Origin of the sequence: Methylibium sp. Root1272 (assembly GCF_001425905.1) — a bacterium.
In the GTDB taxonomy this organism is placed as follows: Bacteria; Pseudomonadota; Gammaproteobacteria; order Burkholderiales; family Burkholderiaceae_C; genus Methylibium.
Window position 1 is genome coordinate 579,601 of sequence record NZ_LMDY01000012.1, and the last position, 14,224, is coordinate 593,824.

Genomic DNA, 14,224 nt, shown 5'->3' on the forward strand with positions numbered 1-14,224 from the left:
GCATATGCGCATCGACGGCAAACTCAAATCCTGGAACGACGAGCGCGGCTACGGCTTCATCGATCCGGTCCATGGTGGGCAAGAGATCTTCGTCCACATCAAGGCCTTCCCCTCCGGGACTGGTCGACCGTCTGTCGGCCAAGCCCTGACGTTCGAGGTCGAACTCGGTCCCAATGGCAAGAAGCGCGCACACTCGGTGCAGTATCCGGTGCGCGGTCGAGCGCGCAAGCCGCAGCGCTCGGAAGCCCCGGCCGACTGGACGCTGCCCCGATTGCTCGCCATCCCGGCATTCATCGCGATCTACTACGTCGTGGCAAGCCACTGGCCGGTCAAACCGGTCGTCATTGCCGTCTACGCTTTTGTCAGCCTGGTCGCGTTCCTGGCGTATGCGCTGGACAAGTCAGCGGCCATCCAGAAGCGCTGGCGCACGCCCGAGGCCACACTGCTCCTCATCGGGCTCGCCTGCGGCTGGCCCGGTGCCTTGCTCGCGCAGCAGTTCCTGCGGCACAAGACCTCCAAGCCGAGCTTCGTGGCCGCCTTCTGGCTGACCGTCCTGCTGAATGTGGCCGGGTTCGTTGTCCTGCATGCTGGGATGCTTCCGCTGCCGTGGTTTTGATGGGATGCCTTGGGCGCTCGCGGTGCCTCATGAGAGAGGCCGCACGCGTTGCGCGAGCGATGGCTCTCCACATCTAGACAGGCTCGAGCTCACGTCGGCGTCTCGGTCCGACAGCACGCCCAGCTTCAGCCACCTCACCGCCGCCTCCTCGGGAGGCATGGCCCGCCAGTGCTCATCGCACCAAAGGTCGCCGGCGGCCTCAAGCAGGTCGTCGATCGGGATCGTTGGCCACTGGTTCTGAAGGTGTGCGGCAACGCTTCGCTGCCAGTTCTGTGCGTCCATGGTGCTGCCTCGAATACTGTATGAACGTACAGTATTGCACTCCGAGGGGGCGCTTGTGAGCATGTCGACATGGCGGCTGGGTTTTCACCCAAAGTCCCTGCCGACTTGGAAGCCGCCGAACACGCCTCGGAACACCTTCCCCACTGGGCCCGGGCTGGTGCAACGACGAGGACCGTAAGTCAGCCTCTCAGGACTGAGTAACAAGGCGCTCCGATTTGTGAGGATGCTGGACCGGCCGAGCCTCGCTGGATTAATCTTCGAGGCTGCGGGGATCGGATAGGACGGTCGAGACCATGTTCACCAAACGGCGGCTCAGCACCGAGGGCTACCTGGCGCTTCAGCGCAAGTGCCAGGCGTGGGGCTTCGTCTCGGGTGTTCTCCTCGGCGTGGCCCTGACTTATGTCGCGCCGTGGATGCCCCGGCCTACCGCGCAGCTGACCACATGGCTCATCCTGGTCGCTGTGATCGGTGCGCTCTGTGCCGTCGCAGGAGCGTATCTCGCCGACATGCTGACCGACGACAGTGAACTGATTCCTCCGTCCGCACCAAGCGAAGCCGCGGATTGACGTGAGCCTGCGTTTCCCCCGCGCCGTCATTGGTCAGATGCATGCAGCCGCATCGGTTGCACGCCGCTGACTCGCACCAACTATCCGTTGTTGTCGATCCACTCCATGGCCGCGGTGAGACCGACCCGGGCTGCTGCCAGTCGTTCCTCAACGGGCTCCATCACAGGGGTCAGCCGGACTTCAACGACCGCACTGTCGACTGCTCGGTGCATGACGGCATAGACGGAGAAGCGACCGTCGGCCAGTGTGATCGGCGAGCAGTCGATCATGTAGTCACCGTGGGTGAACTTGCATTCGCCGTCCAGACCGACTTCTTTGGACAAGCGCTGCAGGGTCGAGCCTGGAGACCGGGCGTAAGCAGCGACGCGCATTTCAACCTCGACGCAGGAGTTGCCAAACGATGAAGAGCCCCACGCCCCAGATCGCAATCGTCAAGATGTCGGTCGTGGTCACGCCATGTTTTTTAGCACTCGGACCGGCGGGTTTCAACCAAAGTTGAGTGCGAGCAGCGGGCGTGCGTATGTCTTTTTACATGCGGTGGCCCCACGACGTCGTCGACACCCGGCACGGATCTCCAACGACGGCGACGGCAAGATCAAGTTCAACTGCGACGCGATGACGGCGATGGATCCGGCCGAAACGGTGGTGGTTTCTTGATCCGCGAAGAGAGGCTGTGAGCTGCTAGGTGGTTCACCGTGCCGTGCCGCCAGAACACCCCCTCTAGCCTGCAGGCTCAAACACCAAACCTCAAGTTGAAGCTCGCGGACCGGTCTCGCGTTGAAGCTCTGCCCCGGCCTGCTTGACGACCGAATGTGCGGCGGTCAGCGCGAGCAGCCCCATCACCGCCGCGACGGCCAGATCCGGCCAACCGCTGCCGGTGCCGAACACGCCTAGCGCTGCGGCCATCACAGCCAGATTGCCGATCGCGTCGTTGCGGCTGCACAGCCACACCGAGCGCATGTTGGCGTCGCCCTCGCGCCAGGCATAGAGCATGGCGGCCACGGACACGTTGGCCAGTAACGCCAGGGCACCGATCACACCCATCGTCGCCGGCTCGGGCATGGTGCCGGCCGCAGCCGACCATGCGGCCCGGCCGAGCACGAACACGCCAAAGGCCCCCATCGTCAGGCCCTTGAACAAGGCCGCTCGGGCGCGCCAGGTGAGCGCCATGCCAAGCACCAGCAGAGAGATGCCGTAGTTGGCCGCGTCGCCGAAGAAGTCCACCGAATCGGCCAGCAGCGACACGGAGCCCGACCGCAACCCGCCGGCGAGCTCGACCGCGAACATGGCGGCGTTGATGATCAAGGCGATCCAGAGCACGCGGCGGTAGCGTGGGCTCGAGTCGGCGGCGGTGGGCGCGGCACAGCCGTGGCTGCAGCAGGAATCACTCATGTCAGGCTTCCGTGGGTCGATGCGGGCATTTGAGACCCTGTAGCGGCTCCAGGGTCAAGCCCGTACGATGGTCCTCTGTCGACGAAGCCGGGAACGAAGGACGGGGGACCATGAGGATCGGTGAACTAGCGACGGCCACGCAGACGCAGGTCGAGACCATCCGCTACTACGAGCGCGAGGGGCTGCTGCCGCAGGCGGCCCGCACGGGTGGCAACTACCGCATCTATGAAGCCGTGCATGCTGAACGCCTCGGCTTCATTCGCCATTGCCGTTCGCTCGACATGACGCTCGACGAGATCAGGGTGCTGCTGCGTTTCAAGGATGTGCCGGAGGCCGAGTGCGGCGAGGTCGATGCGCTTCTGGACGAGCACATCGGCCATGTTGTCACGCGCATCCGTGAGCTGAAGCTGTTGGAGAAGCAGTTGAGGGCATTGCGCACTCAATGCCATGGCGTTCATGACGCGAGGCATTGCGGGATCCTGAACGGCCTGGCTGCAGGCATCTCGTCCTTGGGTGCGGCCCAGAACGGGCGGCACGTTCCAGGCCCACATCGCCGAACCGGCGGGCGTCGATAAGGTCGGGCGCTGCTGCGGCAGGGGTTGCTCATCCCAGGGCTCTGGGTCAGCGAACAGCAGGTCCATCAGTTGCGGGATCTTGCGTCGGTCCTTGAAGGAGAAGCCGGACAGCTCGGCGAACTCGGCTATCGACGTCTCGGCGCCCCAGTGCCGGACGTTCGATCCACGGAACTAGCGAGTGCCGGCTCTAGCGGCCGCTAGCGTCGACGGTGGCTGGGCTGGCGGCCTCGAGCCGGTCATCGATTGGGGTCGTCGGCCAGCGTCGTTGGCAAAGACCGCGTGGACGAGGACTAAACCCTTGCGGAAGCCGTAGCAGCGCGTCGCTCTGCGACTCTGCCGAGCAGAGCGAAGTGGGACTTGTGTACGACCGTCTAGCTATCCCACCCGAGCCCGATCGTTCAACGGTCAGATATGACAGAAATATTTCTCATATCCGATGGAAATCTGGCGTAGGCAACGGGTGTGCATCGCGCTATAAATTGCGTCAGCACAACGACGATTTTGATTCTCTCCGACCTGGTGGAAACGGCCAAGGACTCCTGCGACGGAGGGAGTCTCCGCAGGGATTTTTGAAGCCCTGTAACACTTTACAGCTGCGTGCAGCAAAGAGCGCCCGTACCCTCCGGACGTCTTGCCGATGAGGCCATGATGGCCTTTGGATGAGTTCGCCATATTCCACGTAAGTTCAACCCTGACCCCAGCAATGCAGTAGCGCTGGCTCGCTACAGATGCTGTCGACGACAGCGTGCATTGAGGAGGATGGGACGTTGACAGAGTCCGTGAAGATTCTGCTGGTCGAAGACGAACCCAACGATGCCGAGCTGGTGTTGCGTCTTTTGAGGCGAGCCGGTGTCGATTGCACCGGGCTTCGGGTCGATACGGAGCACGAGTTTCGTCGGCAGCTCTCCGAGTTCCGCCCTCACGTCATCCTGTCGGATTTCAGCATGCCCCGGTTCGACGGCATGACGGCGCTCGCCATCGCCCACGAGTTGCACCCCGACATTCCCTTTATCTTCGTGTCGGGCACGATCGGCGAGGAGCACGCCATTCGAGCGCTGAAGAACGGTGCCATCGACTACGTGCTCAAACATGACCTGGTGCGGCTGCCGCCGGCGGTCGAAAGAGCGCTTCAGGACGCCAAGTCCTCCGCCGAACAGCGGAAGATGCAGGACGCGCTGCGCCACAGCGAGTTGCGGTTCCGCCTGGCGGCATCGACGGGCGACGTCTGGGACTGGACCGTGGCCACCGGCGAAACCTACCTTTCCCATCAGTGGAAATCTCGGCTGGGGTACGAGGATGCCGAGATCGAGAACACTTCGGCCGCGTGGCAGGCTCTGCTGCACCCGGAGGACGTGAGCGGCGTCATGCAGGCGTTTCGTGATCACTTGGTCCGAAAGATGCCCTACGACGTCGAGTACCGCGCGCTGACCAGATCGGGCGACTACCGCTGGTCCCACTCGAAGGGCCAGGCGATGTGGAATGCCGAGGGCCGGGCCACCTACATGGCCGGGTCGATCGTCGACATCACTGAGCGCAAGCTCGCCGAGATCAGGCTTCGGCGCATGAATCGCGTGTATGCGGTCCTGAGTGGCATCAACGCCCTCATCGTTCATGCGCGGGATCGAGACGAGCTTTTTCGTGAGGCCTGCCGCATCGCGGTGAAGAGCGGCCAGTTCCTGCTGGCATGGATCGGACTGGTCGACCGTGGTGGACATCGATTGCTGCCTGCGGCCTGCTCGGAGGGCGGCGAGGACTATGTTGGCTTGTTGCCGCTCGGCCTGGACAAGAACGCCCCGGATTCATACGCGATCCCTGGGCGGGCGGTGGTCGAACGACAGGCCGTGATCGTCGAGGACGTCATCGAGGATTCCCGTGTCATCCTGAAGCAGGAGGCGTTGGCGCGGGGGTTCCGTTCCCTGACCATCATTCCGATCCTTGTTTCCGGCGAGGTCGTCGGCACGCTGGGCCTGTACGCCGCGGAGCCCGGGTTCTTCGACGACAACGAGATGCAGCTCCTGCTTGGGCTGGCCGATGACATCGCCTTCGCTCTCGACCACATCGAGAAGGGCGAACGACTCAACTACCTGGCCTACTACGATGAGCTGACCGGGCTGGCGAACCGGGCGCTGTTCCACGAGCGCCTGGCGCAGTTCGTCGAAACCGCCAAGCGGGAACAGCGCAAGCTCGCGGTCCTGTCCGTCGACATCGACCGCTTCAAGATGATCAACGACAGCCTCGGCCGTCCAGCGGGCGATGAACTGCTGCGAGAGATCGCCAGGAGATTCCTCAGTCGAGCCGCAGAGGCGGGGCGCTACGCACGGATCGAGGGCGATCACTTCGCCATCGTCATCCCTGACATCGGTTCCGAAGAGGGCCTCGCACGGGTCATCCAGCAGCGCAGCGAAGAGTATTTTGGTGTCCCTTTCAACGTCGCGGGGTCCGAACTGAGAGTCGCCGCGCGGATCGGCATTGCGATCTATCCGAATGACGGCATCGAAGGCGATGTGCTGTTCCGCCATGCCGAAGCGGCCGTCAAGAAGGCGAAGGCTCGTGGCGAGAGATACCTCTTCTATGCACAGGAGATGACCGAGAAGATCGCCGGCACGCTCGCACTGGAGAACCGTCTGCGGCAGGCGCTCGAGAACGAGGAGTTCGTCCTCCACTACCAGCCGAAGGTGGATGCCACCACCCGGCGCATCCTCAGCGTCGAGGCGCTGATCCGATGGCAGAGTCCCGAGCTGGGGTTGGTGCCGCCGATGCAGTTCATCCCCCTCATGGAAGAGACGGGACTGATCCTGGAAGTCGGAGCCTGGGCGCTTCGCCAGGCGGTCCTGGATCACCTCCACTGGACCCAGCTGGGATTTCCGGACGTGCCGCGGATCGCCGTCAACGTGTCGCAGATCCAGCTGCGCAAGAAGGACTTCGTCGACACCGTACGGGCCGCGATCGCGGGCGGCGCGGCGTCGCCCGGCATCGATCTGGAGATCACGGAAAGCCTGGTGATGGAGGACATCGAGGAGAACATCGCAAAACTGAACCTCATCCGTGACATGGGGCTCAGCATCGCGATCGACGACTTCGGGACCGGGTACTCGTCGCTCCGGTATCTCGCCAAGCTGCCGGTCCAGACGCTCAAAATTGATCGCTCCTTCATCATCACGATGCTCGAGGAGCCGCACACGATGACGCTGGTCTCGACGGTCATCTCGCTGGCGCATTCGCTCGGCCTGCGGGTGGTTGCGGAAGGGGTGGATTCCGAGGACCAGGCGGCCGTGCTGAGGCGCCACGGGTGCGACGAGATGCAGGGCTACCTCTACAGCCGGCCTCGTCCACTGCGGAACATCACGGCGCTCCTGCAGCAGGGTGGAACGTTGTGACGCGGGCTGCGTCGTCGTTGCGTCTGCGCTTCGTTCTTCACGCCTTGTTCTGGGTGGCCGCACCCGCAGCGCAGTCAGCCTCGGTGCCTCAAAGGGATCTGGTCGATCTTTCTCTGGAAGAACTCGCGGGCGTGGAGATCACGTCCGTGTCGCGCCGGACGGAGCGTCTTGGAGACGCGGCAGCCTCCGTCTTTGTCATCAGCGCCGACCTGATCCGCCGCTCGGGAGTGACGACGCTGCCCGAGGCCCTGCGTCTGGCACCCAACCTGCAGGTCGCGCGCATCGACGCAGGCCAGTACGCGATCTCGGCACGCGGCTTCAACAACGCGATCGGCAACAAGCTGCTGGTACTGATCGACGGTCGAACGGTCTATGCGCCGTTCTTCTCGGGCGTGTTCTGGGATCAGCAGGACGTCTTCCTGGAGGATGTCGAACGCATCGAGGTCATCAGCGGGCCCGGCGCGACGCTGTGGGGCACGAATGCGGTGAACGGCGTGATCAACGTGATCACCCGATCCGCCTCGCAAACCCACGGCGGCCTGGCGGTCGTCGACGGCGGCAATCGCGGGGGCGATCTAGGGCTGCGCTACGGAGGGAGTCTGGGCGACGCCGGCCACTGGCGGGCCTACGCCAAGGCCTCGCGGCTCGACAACACGCGGTCGGAGGCGGGCAACGCCGTGGCGGACGGATGGGATCGTCATCAGCTCGGCTTTCGTGCCGACTGGTCCGGGACCGGGGGTGACTTCACGCTTCAGGGCGATGTGTATCGAGGCCGATCGGAGCATCGGGGCTTCTTCGGGCCTTTCGAGCTGAGCCCGGTGGAGGTTTCGGGCAGCAACGTGCTGGCGCGCTGGAGCCAGCGCTTCACCGATGGCTCGGACCTGCGAATCCAGGGCTACTACGACCGTTCGACGCGCGAGGATGCCGCGATCTACAGCCCGGAAGTCGACATCCTCGACTTCGAGTTCCAGCATGGCGTGCCGCTGGGCAACCACAGGATCATGTGGGGAGGAGGGTACCGGCGAGCCCGCGACGACATCCAACCGGGTCTGTTCTTCGCCTTCGTCCCCGCTCGGCGCACCCAGAGCTGGAAGAGCTTTTTCATCCAGGATGAACTCAGACTGTCCGAGACGCTTGCGGCAACGTTCGGAGCGAGGCTCGAGAACAACGAGTACACCGGGACCGAAGTGCTGCCGAGCGCCCGCCTCAGCTGGAAGCTCACCACAGACCAACTTGTGTGGACCGCGTTCTCGCGAGCGGTGCGTGCGCCCGCGCGACTCGACCGGGACATCGTCCTTCCGCCGACACCCCCATACATCATCGCGGGCGGACCTGACTTCGTTGCCGAAGTGGCGAATGTCTACGAGATCGGGTATCGGTCGCAGCCGACGCCGGCATTCAACTACTCGGCCACGGTCTACCTGCACGATTGGGACAGGCTTCGCAGCGGGCAACCACCACCTGGCGCGCAGGTGCAGAACATGATCGACGGCAAAACCTATGGTGCCGAAGCCTGGGCCGATTGGCAGGTAGCGCCGACGTGGCGCCTGAGCGGTGGTACGACGCTGCTGCAGCAGGATCTGCATCTGAAGCCTGGCAGCACCGATCCCGACGGTCCGCGCAACCTGGGCAACGATCCCGAGTACCAGTGGATGCTGCGTTCGGCGTTCAATCTGCCGCATCGACAGGAACTCGACATTGCCGTGCGGCGTGTCGCCGCACTTCCCGAGCCATCGGTGCCGGCATACACGGCCTTCGACCTTCGCTTCGGCTGGCGTATCGATTCCGACATCGAAGTCTCTGTGGTTGGACGTGATCTGTTCGATGCCGCACACCCGGAATTCAACGCGGCACCGGCGCGCAGCGAGATCGGTCGCAGCTTTCTCGTGCGCCTGAGGTGGTCCTTGTGAGCCTGCCGGTCGTCCGGGCGTGCATGCGAGCGGCGCTCCTCGCTGCATGGCTGGGCGTCAGCAGCTGGTGTGCGGCGCAGGGAGGGGGGCAGGGCGCCGAGTACCAGGTCAAGGCCGCGTTCCTGTACAAGTTTGCGGGCTACGTGGAGTGGCCGGAAGAAGCCGGTGGGGCGGTCGATGCCCCGTTCACCATCGCGGTGCTGGGCTCCGAACCGCTGGCCGTGGAACTCCAGCAGGTGGTCAGCGGCCGGACTCTGGCGGATCGAAGCGTGACCGTGCGTCGCCTGAGGTTCGGTGATTCGCTGGCCGGTGTGCACGTCCTGTTCCTCGGACAGGCCGAGACGCCGCCGCCGGACCAGCTGCGCCAGTGGACACGTCACCGTCCCGTGCTGGTGGTCTCCGAATCCGAAGGTGCACTTCACGCAGGCAGCATGATCAACTTCGTGATCGTCGAGCGCCGCGTGAGATTCGAGATCGCGCTGGACACGGCGGAAGCCAACGGACTGCGACTCAGTTCGCGCCTGCTCGCGGTGGCCCAGAAGGTGACGGCGGCGGGAGCACCGTGATGCGAAGGGCCCTTGAGCGTTCGATCCGCTTCAAGTTCGCGATCGCGGTGCTGGCGTCGACCTTCGCGGCGCTGGCCGTGGCCGGGGCGGCACTCGTCTTCTACGACCTGCGCAGCCACAAGAAGCAGGGCATGGACGATCTGCTTACGCAGGCGGAGATCCTGGCGCGCGCAAGCGCTCCGGCGCTGGCATTCGACGACCCCAAGTCGGCCAACGAAAACCTGGCTCTCCTCAAGGCCAAGCCGAAGATCTTCTCCGGAGCGATCTACAACGCACGAGGAAGGCTGGTGGCTCGCTACCAGAGCCCTGCGCGTGCGGGTGCGGCGGCGCTGCCCGATCTGCCGGGCGCCGACGGCGCGCAGGTGCAGGGGGATGACCTGATCGTCTTCAGGCGGATCGTCGAAGGCAACGAGATCCTGGGCACGGTCTATCTGCGAGCCGATTACGACCTGAAGGCGCGGCTGAAGGACTACCTCGGCATTCTTGGTGCCGTCATGGGTCTGAGTCTCCTCGTGGCGGGCGCCGTGTCTGCCTGGCTGCAATCGGCGTTGACGCAACCCATCCTCGCGGTGACTGCCGTCGCGAGGCAGGTCATGGAGAAGCGAGATTTTTCGTTGCGGGTCCAGAAGACGACGCAAGACGAGATCGGCGTGCTGGTCGACGCCTTCAACGACATGCTGGCCGAAGTCGGCCAGCGATCCGAGGCCTTGGAGGTCTCAAACCGATCGCTGGCGCACGAGGTTTCGGAGCGGCAGCGCGCCGACGAGGATCTGCGCAAACTGAACATCGAACTCGAGCAGCGCGTGGCCGAGCGCACCGATCAGCTTCAGACGGCGAACAAAGAGCTCGAGAGCTTCAGCTACTCGGTCTCGCACGACCTGCGTGCGCCGCTGCGGGGCATCGTGGGTTTTGCCGAAGCCGTGATCGACGATCACCGCGCCGAACTCTCGGACGAGGCGCTGCGCAAGATCGGTATCGTCCAGCACGAGGGCCGTCGCATGAGCGGGCTGATCGACGACCTGCTCGCCTTCTCTCGCCTGGGCCGAAAGGCCATGCAAGTGAGCGACCTCAACATGACGGCTCTCGTGAACGCGACCTGGGACGGTCTCGGGTCGCCTGGCACGACCGACAGGATCGAACTGCAGGTCGGCAACCTGCCTCCCGTGAAGGGTGACCGTGTGCTGCTCGGGCAGGTGTGGGTGAACCTGCTGTCCAATGCACTCAAGTTCAGTGCGAAGCAGGAGAAGCCGAAGATCTCCGTCAGTGCCATTACCGACGACAAGGAGCACATTTACTTCGTGCGAGACAACGGGGCAGGCTTCAACCCGAAGTACCAGTCGAAGCTGTTCGGCGTGTTCCAGCGGCTGCACGATGCGAGCGAGTTTCCGGGGACGGGCGTCGGGCTGGCGCTGGTGCAGCGTATCGTTACTCGCCACGGCGGGCGGGTCTGGGCCGAAGGGACTCCGAACGCCGGCGCGACCTTCTACTTCAGCCTTCCACGGGAGCCGAACGATGGAACTGTTTGAGCAAGTCGAGATCCTGCTGGTCGAAGATAACGACCACGACGCGGAGCTCACGATGCGTGGACTCAAGAAGGGCGGACTCGCCAATCGTGTGATGTGGGTCAAGAATGGTGAGCTTGCACTTGACTATCTCTTCCGGCGTGGAATCTACAAGGACCGTGACGATGCCTCTCCGAGGCTGGTCCTTCTTGATCTGAAAATGCCAGGAATGGATGGAATCGAAGTGCTCAGAGCCGTCAAAGCTGATGAAAGAACTCGACGTATTCCGATCGTCGTGATGACCTCCTCGCAGGAGGAATCGGATGTTGAGAGTAGCTACGATCTCGGCGTCAACAGCTATGTCGTGAAGCCTGTAGATTTCGGCTCCGTCGCTGACGTTGTTCACCAGGCGGGCTACTACTGGCTGGCTATCAATCGGACGCCCTGACCGTCGGATTGATGCGTCGAGGGCGATGTTCTGCGCTCCACACCACCATGAACATCGGGTTGCCTTTTGCCAACTTCATAACCTGCCGCCCAGTGCCCCGTGGCGTGGCCAGTTCAGCAACCGCCGTAGTTCTTCTTACCGCTTTTGGTGATCGTGTAGGTGCCGCCACGCGCGCCCACATAGCAAGTCGGGCTCGTCGGAGAGGGGGCCGGCGCTGCAGGCCTTTGCGCCGGAGCGGCAGATTGCATTGGGACGGCGCTGCGCTGCGGCGTTGCAACTGCCGGGGGACGGTGGCAGTGGTAATCACCCGTCTTGCGATTCGTGTGACAGCCCTCGGCGTTCAGCCCGCCGCCGTGGGCGTGAGCCGACGCACCTGCAACAACGAGGAGACTCGAGAGAACAATCCGGCGGTGCATATCCATGTCAATTAAGTAGCCCAACGCGTGCGCTTCGCCTTGAGCGACCCGGTGTGCGACCGCGCCTATCGGATGACGCGATGTGGACAGCAGAGTGCCATCAGCAAGAAGTCGAGTGACTGGTATTTCAACGGCTAGTGAAGCTGCCGCGCCGTACGAGCCAGCGCCGTTCGCCACGACGAGATCCTGCTGCGGACCGGCGACAGCGGCACCGCATCAACCCGCGGCCAGATAGAAGATTGGTCGAAGCTGAAGACGGGTTGCAGGTCATCGCGGTGTGACAGCGTGACAAGCAACGGGGTGATGCAATCCAAAACCAGTGGGTCGATGAGCGGCCACTGGGCAACAACCACCATATGCGGTACTGGAGCCGCAGGGCGGTCCACGCGGCTGTGGCGTGCATACAGTAGCCGAACCCCGTTTTGTGGGCCGCCGCTCGCCAGCAGCAGGAAAAACTTGGTGATCGCAAAGTCCTCGCAGTCCCCAGCCCCGCGGGCCAGCGTTTCACAGGGTGTTGACCAAATATCACCGCCAGGCGCTGACAACGGATCCGGCACGTACTCGACCCGCTGATTGACTGCGATGTTGATGAACGCGACGCGCTGCTTGATTTCCAAGGCACGCGCCGCGAGCGCGAGCGCTTCGAATTCGTGCCTCGCCCGCCGTAGATTGCTAGCTGGGACCTCGCTATCTAGAGGCGCAGCGGCGGTTCTGGAGATCGCTGCAGACAAGCATGCCGCCGCGCAATGGCTAACGAAGCCACGCCGACTACAGCGCACGGGGCCGCGCGGACCGGCAGGCGGATACGGCAAGGCATACACGAGGCCCTCCCTGTCGCCGACGCCTCGAGTCGCGAGCAAGACCGCCAAGACACGGGCATCAGACCCAGCCAGTGTCTGCTTCTCAAATCGCCTTGTCTCCTGTAAAGCCTTGCTAGGTCGAAACCCGAACTCACCTCGGTTGTAACAGCCATATCCTTTGAACTCTGGCAAGCAACCAGACGCATCGCACCCTCACCTATCAATCAACAGGCAATGCATCCACCACAGGGAGACCACTATGGCGGGCTACTACGCACTCAAGCGCTCCGGCACCCAATTCATGTTCAACCTCAAGGCTGGCAATCACGAGTCGATCCTGACGAGCGAACGGTATGCGACCAAGCAGGCCGCAGAGACCGGCATCGCTTCCGTCAAGTCCAATTCAGCGTCGGACGCTAGGTATACGCGCAAGACCTCGACGAGCCAGCAACCCTACTTCGTGCTCACGGCGTCGAACGGCCAGACCATCGGGGCGAGCGAGATGTATTCATCTGCCGCCGCGATGGAGGGTGGCATCGCATCGTGCAAGGCGAATGGTCCGACTGCACCGACCAAGGACGAAACCTAGCCAGGCGTCATCGATCCTCTGGTGGGTCGCGCGCTCACCCGATTCGACGCCGCTACTGTCGCACCGAACGGCGCTCGCGTGCCGTTTAGTCCTCAGTCCCGTTCGCTATGGGCGTGCAGTTCAATAGCATTGCCTTTCAGGATTTGCCCTTGCCGTGGAATTAGCATTTAAGGTGCTCATTTTGATCGATTCCGAACCAGGGCTCTGCCCGTAGGGATCGCTGGCCCCGCGCGTGCGATGGTTGACGCCGAGCGACGGCCTTTGCTCTCGGGCCTGATCTACACGATGCAGCGGTCGTGCCCCGCCGCGGCCACCTCGGGCGGTGGTTCGTCCGTGATCGCCGCAAAGCTCAGCAGGTCCGGCTCGTCCTTGCTGGTCCAGCGTGACCACAGACAGGCCACCAGCATCGGTTCCCGATCATCGGGGGTGAACTGGAGCACCACGTCCTTGCCGTCTCGGTCGACGTGCTCATAGAAGGTCTTCACGATCAGCAGCCCATGGGTGTGGCCGAACTGGCCCTTCCAGTAGCCTTCGAGGCTGTTCCTGCGGGCGTTGTAGGTGCCGGGGAACTTCTGGTCGTAGAACACCGGCTTGCCGGCCGGGCGGCACTGGTAGCGCATGGACTTGACCACGAGCTTGCCGTCCTCCGCGACGACCACTGGAGCGTAGACGCCGGGGAAGATCCGCGCGTCCCGGTCCTTGGGCTCGTGCCGTTTCAGATCCTGCAGCTTGCCCAGCATCGCATCCACCTTGTTGGAAGCGATGCGCTTGCTCTCGACGGCGGCCTTGGTCTCCTTGACCGCCAGCTTGCACTCGGCGTCTGCCAGCCGGGTGCGCTGCTTGAACAGTTCCTGCTCGTACTCGACAGTCAGCTCTGCGGCTCGCAAATCGATCAGCCGCTTGAGGTCCCGCTCGCCCTCAGTCTGCGGGTCGGTGAACAGCAGGTCCATCAGCTTCGGGATCTTGCGTCGGTCCTTGAAGGAGAAGCCGTACAGCTCGGCGAACTCCTCTATGGACATCTCGGCGCCCCAGTGTCGGACGTACTGCTTGTAGCTGTCGATGATCTGGGCCGAGTAGCACATGGCGCCATCCTATCGCCGTGGCATTCGCAGATCGGCTGCTCCGCATGCCAGCGGTCGGACTCCACTAGGGCGACGACGGTCGGGTCCAGATGCCCGTGTGTCT

Annotated in this window: 16 protein-coding genes; 10 read left to right on the top strand and 6 right to left on the bottom strand. The window is 63.5% G+C overall.

All coding sequences use genetic code 11. From position 1 onward, the window contains the following. The first annotated feature begins 4 nt into the window (after positions 1–4). A complete protein-coding gene (locus ASC67_RS21185; RefSeq protein ID WP_056317913.1) occupies positions 5–616 on the top strand; it encodes a cold shock and DUF1294 domain-containing protein in 612 nt (203 codons plus the stop codon). A gap of 27 nt (positions 617–643) precedes the next feature. Here ASC67_RS21185 and ASC67_RS08590 read toward each other — a convergent pair whose 3' ends face one another. Further along, positions 644–898, bottom strand: a complete 255-nt coding sequence (locus ASC67_RS08590) for a hypothetical protein (protein WP_056317916.1) — start codon at positions 896–898, stop codon at positions 644–646. 293 nt (positions 899–1,191) lie between these two features. Between ASC67_RS08590 and ASC67_RS08595 the strand changes: the two genes are divergently transcribed. Then, positions 1,192–1,464: a hypothetical protein gene (locus ASC67_RS08595; RefSeq protein ID WP_056317919.1), complete on the top strand. Its 273-nt coding sequence runs from the start codon at positions 1,192–1,194 to the stop codon at positions 1,462–1,464. Positions 1,465–1,544: 80 nt separating this feature from the next. Here the strand turns inward: ASC67_RS08595 and ASC67_RS08600 are convergent, their stop codons facing one another. Next, a complete protein-coding gene (locus ASC67_RS08600; protein WP_235566263.1) occupies positions 1,545–1,787 on the bottom strand; it encodes a hypothetical protein in 243 nt (80 codons plus the stop codon). A gap of 172 nt (positions 1,788–1,959) precedes the next feature. Here ASC67_RS08600 and ASC67_RS21015 point away from each other — a divergent pair, with 172 nt between their 5' ends. Then, positions 1,960–2,121, top strand: a complete 162-nt coding sequence (locus ASC67_RS21015) for a hypothetical protein (protein ID WP_235566264.1) — start codon at positions 1,960–1,962, stop codon at positions 2,119–2,121. A gap of 90 nt (positions 2,122–2,211) precedes the next feature. Here ASC67_RS21015 and ASC67_RS08605 read toward each other — a convergent pair whose 3' ends face one another. Beyond that, a complete protein-coding gene (locus ASC67_RS08605; RefSeq protein ID WP_056317926.1) occupies positions 2,212–2,856 on the bottom strand; it encodes a cation transporter in 645 nt (214 codons plus the stop codon). A gap of 110 nt (positions 2,857–2,966) precedes the next feature. Between ASC67_RS08605 and cadR the strand changes: the two genes are divergently transcribed. The 6 genes from cadR (at position 2,967) to ASC67_RS08635 (ending at position 11,234) form a co-directional block, all read left to right on the top strand. Further along, positions 2,967–3,431: a Cd(II)/Pb(II)-responsive transcriptional regulator gene (gene cadR, locus ASC67_RS08610; protein ID WP_056317928.1), complete on the top strand. Its 465-nt coding sequence runs from the start codon at positions 2,967–2,969 to the stop codon at positions 3,429–3,431. A 779-nt stretch (positions 3,432–4,210) separates the two neighbouring features. Further along, complete coding sequence (locus ASC67_RS08615) at positions 4,211–6,808, top strand: EAL domain-containing protein (RefSeq protein ID WP_200946854.1); 2,598 nt, start codon at positions 4,211–4,213, stop codon at positions 6,806–6,808. Positions 6,809–6,825: 17 nt separating this feature from the next. Then, positions 6,826–8,718 carry a TonB-dependent siderophore receptor gene (locus ASC67_RS08620; protein WP_162245620.1) on the top strand — a complete coding sequence of 631 codons (1,893 nt, stop codon included), beginning with the start codon at positions 6,826–6,828 and terminating at the stop codon, positions 8,716–8,718. 23 nt (positions 8,719–8,741) lie between these two features. Next, positions 8,742–9,284 (top strand): YfiR family protein, encoded by a 543-nt coding sequence (locus tag ASC67_RS08625; protein WP_156466701.1) that lies wholly within the window; start codon positions 8,742–8,744, stop codon positions 9,282–9,284. Continuing rightward, positions 9,284–10,810 carry an ATP-binding protein gene (locus ASC67_RS08630; RefSeq protein WP_056317939.1) on the top strand — a complete coding sequence of 509 codons (1,527 nt, stop codon included), beginning with the start codon at positions 9,284–9,286 and terminating at the stop codon, positions 10,808–10,810. Before ASC67_RS08625 ends, ASC67_RS08630 begins: the two co-directional genes overlap by 1 nt. Further along, entirely contained in the window at positions 10,797–11,234 is a 438-nt protein-coding gene (locus ASC67_RS08635; protein WP_056317941.1) for a response regulator, read from the top strand. The genes ASC67_RS08630 and ASC67_RS08635 overlap by 14 nt, the downstream gene beginning before the upstream one ends. 113 nt (positions 11,235–11,347) lie before the next feature. Here the strand turns inward: ASC67_RS08635 and ASC67_RS21265 are convergent, their stop codons facing one another. Both ASC67_RS21265 and ASC67_RS20795 read right to left on the bottom strand, forming a co-directional pair. Further along, the gene (locus ASC67_RS21265) at positions 11,348–11,656 is read right to left on the bottom strand and encodes a YHYH domain-containing protein (RefSeq protein WP_404932858.1); all 309 of its coding nucleotides are present in this window, start codon (positions 11,654–11,656) and stop codon (positions 11,348–11,350) included. 128 nt (positions 11,657–11,784) lie between these two features. After that, the gene (locus ASC67_RS20795) at positions 11,785–12,267 is read right to left on the bottom strand and encodes a transglutaminase-like cysteine peptidase (protein WP_056317944.1); all 483 of its coding nucleotides are present in this window, start codon (positions 12,265–12,267) and stop codon (positions 11,785–11,787) included. 442 nt (positions 12,268–12,709) lie between these two features. On the opposite strand from ASC67_RS20795, the gene ASC67_RS08645 reads away from it, so the two are divergent. Then, the gene (locus ASC67_RS08645; protein WP_056317949.1) at positions 12,710–13,039 is read left to right on the top strand and encodes a YegP family protein; all 330 of its coding nucleotides are present in this window, start codon (positions 12,710–12,712) and stop codon (positions 13,037–13,039) included. A 278-nt stretch (positions 13,040–13,317) separates the two neighbouring features. Here ASC67_RS08645 and ASC67_RS08650 read toward each other — a convergent pair whose 3' ends face one another. Then, positions 13,318–14,121 (bottom strand): SOS response-associated peptidase family protein, encoded by an 804-nt coding sequence (locus ASC67_RS08650; protein ID WP_082535900.1) that lies wholly within the window; start codon positions 14,119–14,121, stop codon positions 13,318–13,320. Positions 14,122–14,224 lie beyond the last annotated feature (103 nt).

Bases quoted from the DNA above. Each gene is read 5' to 3' on its own strand.
- ASC67_RS08635 (WP_056317941.1), top strand. From the start codon at position 10,797: ATGGAACTGTTTGAGCAAGTCGAGATCCTGCTGGTCGAAGATAACGAC.
- ASC67_RS08650 (WP_082535900.1), bottom strand. From the start codon at position 14,121: ATGTGCTACTCGGCCCAGATCATCGACAGCTACAAGCAGTACGTCCGA.
- ASC67_RS08590 (WP_056317916.1), bottom strand. From the start codon at position 898: ATGGACGCACAGAACTGGCAGCGAAGCGTTGCCGCACACCTTCAGAAC.
- ASC67_RS21265 (WP_404932858.1), bottom strand. From the start codon at position 11,656: ATGGATATGCACCGCCGGATTGTTCTCTCGAGTCTCCTCGTTGTTGCA.
- cadR (WP_056317928.1), top strand. From the start codon at position 2,967: ATGAGGATCGGTGAACTAGCGACGGCCACGCAGACGCAGGTCGAGACC.
- ASC67_RS08595 (WP_056317919.1), top strand. From the start codon at position 1,192: ATGTTCACCAAACGGCGGCTCAGCACCGAGGGCTACCTGGCGCTTCAG.
- ASC67_RS08605 (WP_056317926.1), bottom strand. From the start codon at position 2,856: ATGAGTGATTCCTGCTGCAGCCACGGCTGTGCCGCGCCCACCGCCGCC.
- ASC67_RS08645 (WP_056317949.1), top strand. From the start codon at position 12,710: ATGGCGGGCTACTACGCACTCAAGCGCTCCGGCACCCAATTCATGTTC.
- ASC67_RS21185 (WP_056317913.1), top strand. From the start codon at position 5: ATGCGCATCGACGGCAAACTCAAATCCTGGAACGACGAGCGCGGCTAC.
- ASC67_RS08630 (WP_056317939.1), top strand. From the start codon at position 9,284: ATGCGAAGGGCCCTTGAGCGTTCGATCCGCTTCAAGTTCGCGATCGCG.
- ASC67_RS08625 (WP_156466701.1), top strand. From the start codon at position 8,742: ATGCGAGCGGCGCTCCTCGCTGCATGGCTGGGCGTCAGCAGCTGGTGT.